This is a genomic window from Nocardia sp. NPDC004711 (assembly GCF_053601595.1).
The window spans coordinates 182,553-190,452 of record NZ_JBSGCB010000017.1 but is presented as its reverse complement, the minus strand read 5'-3'; the positions used below and the strand labels follow the sequence as shown (position 1 = coordinate 190,452).

General features: G+C 64.5%; 8 protein-coding genes. 6 read left to right on the top strand and 2 right to left on the bottom strand.

Translation table 11 applies throughout. The features are described 5' to 3' along the window. Nucleotides 1-69: 69 nt before the first annotated feature. The 3 genes from ACWEKS_RS19485 (at nt 70) to ACWEKS_RS19475 (ending at nt 4,667) form a co-directional block, all read left to right on the top strand. Nucleotides 70-1,155, top strand: a complete 1,086-nt coding sequence (locus ACWEKS_RS19485) for a hypothetical protein (protein ID WP_452341382.1) — start codon at nt 70-72, stop codon at nt 1,153-1,155. A 45-nt stretch (nt 1,156-1,200) separates the two neighbouring features. Then, complete coding sequence (locus ACWEKS_RS19480) at nt 1,201-1,776, top strand: flavoprotein (RefSeq protein WP_452341381.1); 576 nt, start codon at nt 1,201-1,203, stop codon at nt 1,774-1,776. Nucleotides 1,777-2,864: 1,088 nt separating this feature from the next. After that, nucleotides 2,865-4,667 (top strand): serine/threonine-protein kinase PknD, encoded by a 1,803-nt coding sequence (locus ACWEKS_RS19475; protein WP_452341380.1) that lies wholly within the window; start codon nt 2,865-2,867, stop codon nt 4,665-4,667. Between the two features lie 83 nt (nt 4,668-4,750). On the opposite strand, the gene ACWEKS_RS19470 is transcribed toward ACWEKS_RS19475, so the two are convergent. Continuing rightward, nucleotides 4,751-4,945: a hypothetical protein gene (locus tag ACWEKS_RS19470; RefSeq protein WP_452341379.1), complete on the bottom strand. Its 195-nt coding sequence runs from the start codon at nt 4,943-4,945 to the stop codon at nt 4,751-4,753. Nucleotides 4,946-5,436: 491 nt separating this feature from the next. Continuing rightward, a complete protein-coding gene (locus ACWEKS_RS19465) occupies nt 5,437-5,796 on the bottom strand; it encodes a hypothetical protein (protein ID WP_452341378.1) in 360 nt (119 codons plus the stop codon). A 272-nt stretch (nt 5,797-6,068) separates the two neighbouring features. Between ACWEKS_RS19465 and ACWEKS_RS19460 the strand changes: the two genes are divergently transcribed. From ACWEKS_RS19460 to ACWEKS_RS19450, 3 genes are read left to right on the top strand one after another with little or no spacing between them, the layout of a single operon-like run. Continuing rightward, the gene (locus tag ACWEKS_RS19460) at nt 6,069-6,398 is read left to right on the top strand and encodes a hypothetical protein (RefSeq protein WP_452341377.1); all 330 of its coding nucleotides are present in this window, start codon (nt 6,069-6,071) and stop codon (nt 6,396-6,398) included. Continuing rightward, on the top strand, nt 6,379-6,927 hold the full coding sequence (locus tag ACWEKS_RS19455) for a DUF6879 family protein (RefSeq protein ID WP_452341376.1): 549 nt from the start codon (nt 6,379-6,381) through the stop codon (nt 6,925-6,927). Before ACWEKS_RS19460 ends, ACWEKS_RS19455 begins: the two co-directional genes overlap by 20 nt. After that, on the top strand, nt 6,924-7,766 hold the full coding sequence (locus ACWEKS_RS19450; RefSeq protein ID WP_452341375.1) for a helix-turn-helix domain-containing protein: 843 nt from the start codon (nt 6,924-6,926) through the stop codon (nt 7,764-7,766). Before ACWEKS_RS19455 ends, ACWEKS_RS19450 begins: the two co-directional genes overlap by 4 nt. Nucleotides 7,767-7,900: the final 134 nt, after the last annotated feature.

Below are 7,900 nucleotides of genomic sequence, written 5' to 3'. Positions count from 1 at the left end.
TGAACGACCGGCGCTTGCGAGGAGGCATGGAGACATCCTTCCAGCAGGACCTTCGGTCCTGCCAAATCGGTGTCCACTATCCGGGGGAAGCCTCAACTGGCCCTTGCGCAAGCGCTCGGTGTGACAGTTGGTGATCTGACTGGGCATGAACAGGACCGGTTTGATCCGTCGTCCGCGAGTTTCCATGTCTCTGTGCCGGATATAGAGATCGCGCTGTGGACTGCAGGAAACACCACGCCGACCGCGCCCCGCAGAACCCTTGACGAACTGGCTGCGATGGCGCAGCACGCAGCACATCTCCGGGTCGCGTGTGACTATGCCGCACTCGGTCCGATGCTCGCCCCTATGCTCACCGACAGCTACCGGCACCTGCACGATGGGACCGGCGCAGACCTCGAGCGAGCCTGGGACATTCATGGCACCGTGGCGCACACAACATCGGCCGCGTTGAAGGCCCGCGGGTACCACGCGCTCGCTTGGACAGCCGCGCAGGAAGCCGAACGTGCTGCTGAATACAGCGACAGCACAGCGGCATTCGCCGCAACGGCTTTCGCTCGCAGTCAGGTGTTGTTATCGCGGCCGGGCTCGCTCCCAACCGCGCTCGAGCACGCAGAGTCCACGGCAGACCGCTTGTCGGCGCGTGTGCACACGATCGGCGAAGTCGAGACATACGGGATGCTGCACCTTCAAGCGTCCCTCGTCATGGCGGCGCTGGGAGGTGACCCCGAACCGCATTTGGACGAAGCAGCCGAGCAGGCGCGCCGTCTGAGCGATGCCGCGCCGAGTACATCGATACTACGCAATCCAACGTTCGGCCCAGCGAACGTCACCCTGTGGCGCATGTCCGCGGCAATGGAGCGCCGTGACGCCGGGCGAGTGCTCTCATTAGCTCCGAAACTGTCAGCTGATGAATTGCCTGCCGAAGGTCGGCGGGCTCAGTACTTTGTCGAAATCGGCCGCGCCTACGCCGTGAAACGTAACTATCAATCGTCGTTGCACGCGCTATTGCGCGCCGAACATACTGCGCCTCAACATGTTCGGAGCCTGACTGTTGTCCGCGAACTTGTCGGCCACATGATGCGTACCGCAAGGCGCGACCTGACCACGGGTGACCTCGGCAAGCTCGCGAAACGCGTAGGCGCGATTCCGGCGTAGTTCGCAGGGAGTGCCGGTGCGGGCGCGGGCTGAAACGATTGGGGCATGAACGATCAGGAACAGCCCGTGCTGTACGCCATTGTGACCGGCGCGCCCGTCGCTCGTGACGTGGGTGTACTCGTGGACTTCGCTCACGCAGCAGGGTGGGATGTCTGCGTGGTGGCGTCACCGAACGGTCTCCGTTTTATCGATGCCGCCGATCTGAGTGCCAAGACCGGACATCTCGTGCGTAGCCAGTACAAGGATCCGGACGCGGCCGATGTGCTACCGCCGGCCGATGGGATGATCGTTGCTCCGATCACGTCGAACTCGCTCGCCAAGTGGGCCGCCGGGATCTCGGACACGTTGCCACTCGGGCTGCTGGTCGAGGCTGTTGGACACGGGCTCCCAGTCGTCGCCGTACCGTTCATCAACCGGGCATTGTTCAATTTCCCGCCGATCGGGCATGCCGCGCAGCAGCTTTCGGAGTGGGGCGTGACCGTGCTGACCGAAGACCCGCCACACGAGCCCAGAACCGGTGGCGCATACCGCGAACGGTTTCCGTGGCAGGACGCCTGGCAAGCCCTTCTTTCACACCCCCGGCTCACGGCACGGAAGAACGGAGGTGGGGACCATTCCTGATGCAGATGGGCACAGGTCTGCGACCGCTTCGACTTGATCTGGCGAAGGCCGCGTCCAGCCACAGCGGTCTCGCGCTCCCGCTACAACTCGGCGTAGCCCCGCCGCCCGCTGACGATCCCCAGCCGCACATCCGGACTCGGCGACGTCACGAACCGCATCAAACCGCCCCATTCGCGATCGCGGTTGATCACCCGTTCAGGCTTCACCAACGCGTCATGAGTAGAACTATACTTCTAATAAGTACGCTTCTATAGCTGATCGCCGCGGCGAGACCGCCCGCGATGCAACCGGTGAACTGCATGGCAATTCGGAAGTGGTTGCAGACCAACCTACTTGCGGGCCGCTAGGCTCATCGAACAAACAAAAACCCTCGATCGGAAGACAATCGAGTGTTTTAAGCTCCCCCATCTCGACGCGAACCCGAAACCTACCGAGTCGCTCAGCCGTTCGCTGCCACATACAACCAGGAGTGCGCGAAGCTACGCCAAATCCGCTATCTCCCTTGGGCATAGAATCAAAGGTTCGCAACTGCACACGGCTGAAGGCGATCACGCGCAACGACCACGCGACGGGAATTCCTGGACAGTTCCAGGACATGCAAGCCCGATCCTGCGGCGACCACTTCCCACGACCAGGTAGTACCGCCCCGTCCGTCCCATCCAGGTCAGGGGCGGTATCCCGTCAGCCCGTACCGCTCCGTCCAGTTCGCGCCTGCCTCAGCAAGCTCTTGGCAAGATGGCGGAGACAGGAAACCGACACTCTTTACTCGAGATGGCCCGGCCCCGGAGTGGTGCTGGACTGCCGGATTCTTCACGAAGTTGGTCGTATGGCTCAGAGGTACGCTGAATTTGCGACAGGTTTGTCGGCGGATTTCTGGGCACGATCCGCGTACTCGCACCGGTGGCGGGGCAGTGCCTGGCCGCGTACTTGCCAGCATGAGCATCGCTGGGAAATTCGCGCGCCGACGATAGCGCCGACTCTCGACTGTCTGGCCTGGCTAAATCAACTAGTGTGGGCCCGCTCGCGGGCGGGGATTGGAATGCAAGCAAGTACACCGTTTGCCAGTCGGGTGGTCACGGGACGGCGCAATGGATGACAAGTCAGTGCGTGGCGTGGACGCCACTTGGGGGCCAGCGCAGACGTTCGGACGCTATCGGCTGCTGTCGCTGCTGGGTCAGGGCGGCATGGGCCAGGTGTGGCGGGCGCATGATTCGCTGACCAACCGGGTGGTGGCGGTCAAGGTGTTGCCCGAGCGCTTCGCCGATGACGAGCGGCTGCGCGAGCGCTTCCGCCGGGAGTGCCGGGCCGTGGCACAGTTGACCGAGCCGCATGTGATCCCCATCCACGACTTCGGCGACATCGACGGTCGGCTCTATCTGAATATGCGGTTGATCGAGGGCACCGATCTGCGCAAGGTGATCACGCGAGAAGGGGCCTTGTCGCCGCAGCGGGCAGTGGCGATCATCACACAGGTGGCCGGCGCGCTGCAGGCGGCCCACGACGCCGGGCTGGTCCACCGCGATGTCAAACCCACCAACATCCTGCTAGCGGCCGATGAGTTCGCCTACCTGATCGACTTCGGGATCGCTCACGCCGCCGACGACCGTACGCTGACCGCGATCGGCGAGGCCGTTGGCACCGTCGCCTATATGGCGCCGGAGGAGATCGGCGCGGAGGTCAAGGCCGATGCGCGAGTGGACGTGTACGCGTTGACGTGCGTGCTGCATGAATGCCTTACCGGCCGGCCGCCGTTTGCGAGCTCATTGGGCATGGAGGGTGTGATCGCCCATCATCTGCACACCCCACCCCCGCGTCCCAGCACCACTACACCCGATGTACCGACTGCGTTCGATGCGGTCATCGCCAAGGGAATGGCCAAAAACCCCGACGATCGTTACCAGACCATGCGCGAGCTCGCCGCAGCGGCCCGCGCCGCGGTGGGCGATTCCGCGGTCAGCACCACCGAGGGCGTGGCTGCGCGCCATGGGCGGCGAATCAGATTGTCGCCCAAGACCGCCGGGCTGCTCGCGGCCGCGGTCGCGGTTACGGTGGTGGCCGCCGTGGCTGTCGTCATCAGTGTCGAACGAGGATCAGGCGGCGGTGGCAACTCGCCCACACCCATCGCCCCGGCCTACTCGTCACAGACTCCACTGCCGTTCACCGGCGTCAGCCTGCCCACCGACGTGGCGGTCGACGCGGCGGGCACCGTATATGTGACTGACATGGGTAACGATCGGGTGGTGAAATTGGCGGCGGATGCGTCGACGCCGAGCCCGTTGCCGTTCACCGGCCTGAAGAATCCCCAGGGTGTGGCGGTCGACCCGGCGGGCAACATATACGTCACCGACACGAGTAACAATCGGGTGGTGCGGTTGGCGACGGGCGCGGCGGCACCGACCACGTTGCCGTTCACCGGGCTCAAAGATCCCCGGGGCGTGGCAGTCGACACGGCGGGAGACGTGTACGTCGCCGACCGGGCTAACGATCGGGTGCTGCGGTTGGCAGCGGGCGCGTCGGCACCGACGACGCTGCCGTTCACCGGGCTCCAAGATCCCCAGGGCGTGGCGGTCGACACGGCGGGCAACGTATACGTCACCGAATTGGGTACCGAGCGGGTGTTGAGGTTGGCGGCGGGCGCGACGGCACCGACCACGTTGCCGTTCACCGGGCTCAAAGATCCGCGGGGCGTGGCAGTCGACAGGGCGGGAGACGTATACGTCGTCGACTGGGGTAACGAATCGGTGGCGAGGTTGGCGGCGGGCGCGACGACGCCGACCACGTTGCCGTTCACCGGGCTCAAAGATCCCCAGGGTTTGGCGGTCGACAAGGCGGACAACGTATACGTCACCGACCGGGGCCCCAATGCGGTGGTGAAACTCCCGGTCGGCTGAACCCCCATTCCGCGGCAGATACGCCGTCATGTTCCCCTTGTCGGACGAAGGCCGCGTCCAGCCACCGGCGTCTCGCGCTCCCGCTACATCTCGGCGTAGACAGTGTTCAGATCGACCAGCATCGGGGCGTCCGCATCCCAGAACCGCTGCCCGGGGGCGATACCGGCGGTCTGGAGGTTCTCCTCGAATCCCGCCCGGCTGTAGCAGGTCAAAATCGTTTCACTGGTGTCGTATCCCTTGGCCGACAACAATTCTCGCGCATGGCGCAGTCGGTCCACATGCCCGATGGTGCGGCCCCAATTGACCTCACCCAGTCCCGGCAGGTTCCTCGAAATGCGGACCCACCACCTGTGAGAGGAAGGTGGCGCGCGAATTGCGCCATGCCGCTTCGGGATTCCCACGCTCCAATCGGGTCCACTCCCAGCGCATGATCGTGCAGCTGGTCGTCCGGGAAGCGGACCCGTTCAATCAGCCAAGGCGTCCAACAACCTATTTGCGGCCGGTGAGCTCATCGAACAAACAAAAAACCCTCGATCGGAAACCGATCGAGGGTTTGAGCTCCCCCATCTGGACTCGAACCAGAAACCTGCCGTTTCCAAGACACGCCGTTCAACAGGATTCAAATTGATCCAAATCTGTTGTCAAGCAAGCACTTTGGCGAAGATCGCGATGCGGACCAGTTCCCCTCGATTCGGGTAAGTGCACCCGAATCTGTACCGTTTCTGCACCCACCAGGCGAGCGGAGCACGACCGGGGGAAGCGGCATTGCCTACCGACGAGCCTTACCCACCTCGCCGGGGCGAAGGTCGGGAAGCTCTCCACTGGACCACCGGGCATAGGTGTACTCAGGCTTCACCGTGACCACATCCACGACACCGACCAGATCCGCGGGGACCTCGCCACCGAAGTGCTCAGCACCGGGCGTAATGATCACCTCCGCATCCAAGCGGGCCACCACCGTGCACAGTCGCACCAACGGCCGCTCGGTGCGCTCGTCGAACGTGACCGTCTTCGCCAAGTCGTAGCCGAGCCGTTTGGCCAAGCTCCTGATCTCGGTCTCGTCCCAAGCCTGCCGAATACCGGAGACATCCTTACGCAGATAGCCGAGCGCAGTGGGCCGTGATCGCATTGCAGGCACCTTCCGTCGCAGAAACTGGTGAGGCAACCCGGGACCAGGGCTCACACCACCGACCGCCCGGCCCTCACAGCTGACGTTCGGCGGGTCGACTGGATCGAGCGACACCCGGCCCCGGGCGCCGTCATCGACGGTATGGACAAGCCGATCACTGACACCATGGTCTTGCCAGGAATTGCCGCAACATCCCGAAAACGTTGCTCCTACTTGGCGAATCGCGCGACCATCGACACAGCATGGCAAGCCCTCACCGAAAGGCCATACCGATGAAACTTCGTTGCCTCGGCGGACCCAGCGGACACGGAAACAGCCCCACCCTGTGGGCCACCGACCACGACACCGTGGTCGTGCAAGGCTGGACAGTGCCCGGACATGATGACCGGGTGGAGATACCCCAACGGCTACTCGGGTTCCTCGAACCGGGGTCCTGCATCGGCGCGCGGCTGACCGACACCGGCCGCGGCACACTGACGCTCAGCGGCACGCCCGTCATCGACCGGGAAGCCGTGGAACAGTTGAACCTACCGGCCCACGAATCGGCCGTGGAGGTACCAGCGATGCGAGAGGAAACGCCCGATGCGGTTACTCACGGGTGATCCGTTCCCCGACCTGTTCGGCCGCGCCCGGCACCATTGCTTCCACCTGGAGACCAGGGACAGTTACCTGGTCGACGACGAAGCCGAGCCGCTGCACCGATTCCTAGCCGGTAAACCGGCCGTCGAGCCGCCCGACGAGTGGCGCGAGTGGGGCGACCTGATCGAGGCCACTACACAGCGGGGTGTCGCCGTCGAACGGGTACGGATCGTCAGCGTCCCACACAGTGACTACGTGCGGTGGCTGTTGTCGATCACAGACGTCGAGAACATCGCTGTCGGGGAGACCGTCCGCTGGCTGCCGCGCCACCTGGCAGCCCTGCACGATGCTGCCGCAGACGATTTCTGGCTGATCGATGATGCGCTGGTCGCCTACAACGCCACCGATTCGGCCGGCGCCCCATGCGGTGTCGCGGTCACCGAAGACCCAGCTCTGGTCACGCACGCCGTCCTGCTCCGGTCACGCGTGTGGCCGCAGGCCATCGATCACGCCGTCTACGTGAACGAGTACGCCGCGCACACACCAGCGTGAGCGGTGTCGATGAGGCCCGCCGCGCGCTCGGCCAACGGTTACGGGAACTGCGCCGCGACAGTGGCTTGTCCGGCGCAGAACTCGCCACCGCCTGCGGGTGGCAGCCGAGCAAGGTGAGCCGATTCGAGCACGGCCGACGAACACCGTCGGAGGGCGATATCCGCGACTGGTGCCACGCCACGGGCACGCCACTGCACATCCCTGACCTGATCGCCTCCGTCCGCAACATCGAAGCCGCCTATCTGGAGTGGCGGCGACTGTGCGCCACCGGTCACGCCCACCGACAACAGCAATCAGTGTCCCGGGAATCGCTCACACGGTGGATGCGCTGGTTCGAACCGGACCTGATCCCAGGCCTGCTGCAAACCAGGGACTACGCCGCGGCTGTGCTGCAAGCCTGCATCGACATCATGGGCGGCCCCGATGACCTTGAGGCCGCGGTTTCGGCCCGCATGGAACGGCAAGCCGTGCTGCACAACGGGATTCACCGCTTCAACTTCGTGATCGGTGAGCCAGCCCTGTACCGCACCGTGGGCGACAACCGGATCATGATCGAGCAACTCGAACAGCTGACGGAAGTGATGACCAACCAGCGGGTAGCGCTGGGCATCATTCCGATGACTGCCGAGTTCCGTTGCCCTGCAACCAACTTCGTCATCTTCGACCGCGAGACTGTGCAGGTCGAGACTGTGGCGGCCGAGCTGACGTTGTCGACGCCGGCGGAGCTGGCAGTGTACGAACGGACCTTTTCGACGTTGGTCGAACAGGCTGCGATTGGGGATGGTGCGCGGGCTCTGATCGCAGCGGCTCGGGACGCGCACGTGCGGCGGATGCCGTGACCTTTTTGTCACGTGACCGAGCACGGCCGTGGGTTGTACAGGGGGCTGCGTCGGCGCTGCAGCGTTCGGCGCGGCGGGGGTGCGGCCCGGGCATGCTGGCGGCCAGATCAGGGACGGGGTAGCCTGCCAGGGAA